Origin of the sequence: Streptomyces albipurpureus, assembly GCF_023701525.1 — a bacterium.
Classification (GTDB): Bacteria; Actinomycetota; Actinomycetes; order Streptomycetales; family Streptomycetaceae; genus Streptomyces; species Streptomyces albipurpureus.
In genome coordinates this window covers 38865-41738 of record NZ_JAMQAW010000063.1, presented here as the reverse complement: position 1 = coordinate 41738, position 2874 = coordinate 38865, and the positions used below count along the sequence as shown (strand labels likewise).

At 66.3% G+C, this 2874-nt stretch carries 1 protein-coding gene, 1 rRNA gene and 1 pseudogene; all 3 read left to right on the top strand.

The features are described from left to right. Nucleotides 1–140 precede the first annotated feature (140 nt). A 5S ribosomal RNA gene (gene rrf / locus NBG84_RS33905) occupies nt 141–257 on the top strand. Nucleotides 258–405: 148 nt separating this feature from the next. Further along, a pseudogene (locus NBG84_RS41395) lies at nt 406–927 on the top strand (hypothetical protein); the annotation flags it as partial. A 1110-nt stretch (nt 928–2037) separates the two neighbouring features. Further along, nucleotides 2038–2841: a tetratricopeptide repeat protein gene (locus NBG84_RS33895; RefSeq protein WP_250923518.1), complete on the top strand. Its 804-nt coding sequence runs from the start codon at nt 2038–2040 to the stop codon at nt 2839–2841. The last annotated feature ends 33 nt before the right edge of the window (nt 2842–2874 follow it).

The window sequence follows — 2874 nt, the reverse complement described above, 5'->3', positions numbered from 1 at the left end:
GGTGACTGGTACTAATAAGCCGAGGGCTTGTCCATAGAGGCTCGCGTCCACTGTGTTGGTTCTGAAGCAACGACCGTTGCTGGTTTGAGCTAGAACGCCATAATTATAAAGTGTGCTTGTTCGCTCGAAACCGATAGGGTTTCGGTGGTCATAGCGTGAGGGAAACGCCCGGTTACATTCCGAACCCGGAAGCTAAGCCTTTCAGCGCCGATGGTACTGCAGGGGGGACCCTGTGGGAGAGTAGGACACCGCCGAACAATATTTCAGGACCCTTGGTCCAGCGTTCACGCTGGACCAAGGGTCCTTTTTTGTTTTTTGCCGAAGCGCGACCGGTCGCCGGTTGCGCGAGAATGACCGCAGTACCTGCAGACAGGAGTTACGTCGATGTCCCCCAACTCACCCGACGACCGTCCGGAGCGCGAGCCACGTCGTAAGGACGGTGGCGATCGGGGTGGTTTCCGGCGGGATGACCGGCGTGATGACCGTCCTGCGTTCCGTCGTGACGATGACCGTGGACCGCGGCGTGATGACCGTGGTGGTCGTCCCGCTGGTGGTAGGCCCACTGGCGGTGGTTTCCGTCGCGATGATGACCGTGGTCCCCGTCGTGATGACCGTGGTGGCAGCGGCAGCAGCGCTGGTGGTTTCCGCCGCGATGACCGAGGCAGCAGCAGCGGTAGCAGCGGCGGTGGCTTCCGCCGTGACGACCGCGATCGTGCCCCGGCACCGCGCCGTGATGACCGATCCGGTGGCGGTTTCCGCCGTGACGATGATCGTGGTCCGCGCCGTGATGATCGTGGTGGTAGTGGTGCCGCTGGTGGTGGCTACCGTGGTCCTCGTGATGACCGTGGTGGTCGTCCCGCTGGTGGTAGGCCCACTGGTGGCGGTTTCCGTCGCGATGATGACCGTGGTCCCCGTCGTGATGACCGTGGTGGCAGCGGCAGCAGCGCTGGTGGTTTCCGCCGCGATGACCGAGGCAGCAGCAGCGGTGGTAGCGCTGGTGGTTTCCGTCGCGATGACCGGCCTCGTGATGACCGTCCGGCGTTCCGCCGTGATGATCGTGGTGGCAGCGGTAGCAGCGCTGGTGGCTACCGTGGTCCTCGTGATGATCGGCGTGATGATCGTGGTGGTCGTCCCGCTGGTGGTAGGCCCACTGGTGGCGGTTTCCGCCGTGATGATGATCGTGGTCCGCGCCGGGACGACGACCGTGGACCTCGCCGTGATGACCGATCCGGTGGTGGTTTCCGCCGCGACGACCGAGGCAGCAGCAGTGGCAGCAGCAGTGGCAGCAGCGGTGGTGGTTTCCGCCGTGACGACCGGCCTCGTGATGACCGTCCGGCGTTCCGCCGTGACGATGACCGTGCGCCGCGCCGGGATGACCGGGGGAGTGGTGGTGCCGGTTTCCGTCGTGACGATCGCGGGGGCAGCAGTGGCGGTAGGCCTGCCGGTGGTGGTTTCCGTCGGGATGATGACCGTGGTCCGCGTAGGGACGACGACCGTGGTCCCCGCCGTGATGACCGATCCGGTGGTGGTTTCCGTCGCGATGACCGAGGCAGCAGCAGTGGCAGCAGCGGCGGTGGCTTCCGCCGTGATGATGACCGTGGTCCGCGCCGGGACGACGACCGTGGTCCCCGCCGTGATGACCGTCCGGCGTTCCGCCGTGATGATCGTGGTGGCAGCGGTAGCAGCGCTGGTGGCTACCGTGGTCCTCGTGATGATCGGCGTGATGACCGTGGTGGTCGTCCCGCCGGTGGTAGGCCCACTGGTGGCGGTTTCCGTCGCGATGATGATCGTGGTCCGCGCCGGGACGACGACCGTGGACCTCGCCGTGATGACCGATCCGGTGGTGGTTTCCGTCGCGACGACCGAGGCGGCCGTCCCACCGGCGGCAGTGGTGGCTACGGGCGGGGTGATGACCGAGGGGGATACGCGGGTCGTCGCGACGACCGCGACCGCCCCGATCGTGAGCCGATCAAGCGGCTGCCGATCCCGGAGGACGTCACTGGCGACGAGATCGACCAGGACGTACGCCAGGAGCTGATGAGCCTGCCGAAGGGGCTGGCCGAGGAAGTCTCCAAGAACCTCGTCATGGTCGCCAAGATGATCGACGAGGATCCCGAACTCGCCTATGAGTACTCGAAGATCGCACTGAGGCTCGCGTCCAGGGTCGCCGCCGTCCGTGAGGCCGCTGGGTTTGCCGCGTATGCGACCCAGAGGTACACCGAGGCGCTTGCCGAGTTCCGTGCGGCACGGCGGATGACGGGTGGAGTCGAGCTCTGGCCGGTGATGGCCGATTGTGAGCGTGGTCTCGGTCGACCCGAGCGGGCTTTGGCGATGGCTGGCGAGGCCGAGGTGCAGAAGCTCGACAAGGCCGGACAGGTGGAGATGCGATTGGTCGCCGCCGGCGCTCGGCGTGACCAGGGGCAGCTCGACGCAGCGATCGTGACGCTGCAGGGTCCCGAGCTGGCCTCCAACTCGGTGCAGCCCTGGACCGCGCGGCTTCGGTACGCGTACGCCGACGCGCTGCTGTCGGCCGGGCGGGAAGGCGAGGCACGGGAGTGGTTCGCCAAGGCGCTGGAAGCCGACAAGGACGGGGTCACTGACGCCTCGGACCGGTTGGCCGAGTTGGATGGTGTGGAGTTCGTCGACGCGATCGACGTGAGCGACGACCACGCTGATGAAGCCGACGGTGATGAAACCGACGGTGATGAAGCCGACGACCACACCGACGGTGAAGACATCGACGAAGTCGACAGCGCCGAGGTGGATGACTCCACCGACTCGGCTGAACTGGATGACGACGGCGATGCGGTTGCCGAGGCCGAGGGCGACGACGACAAGTAACCGAGGTAGCTGAGCGGGGAAGAGGGGCGGCAC

Bases quoted from the DNA above. Each gene is read 5' to 3' on its own strand.
- NBG84_RS33895 (WP_250923518.1), top strand. From the start codon at position 2,038: ATGAGCCTGCCGAAGGGGCTGGCCGAGGAAGTCTCCAAGAACCTCGTC.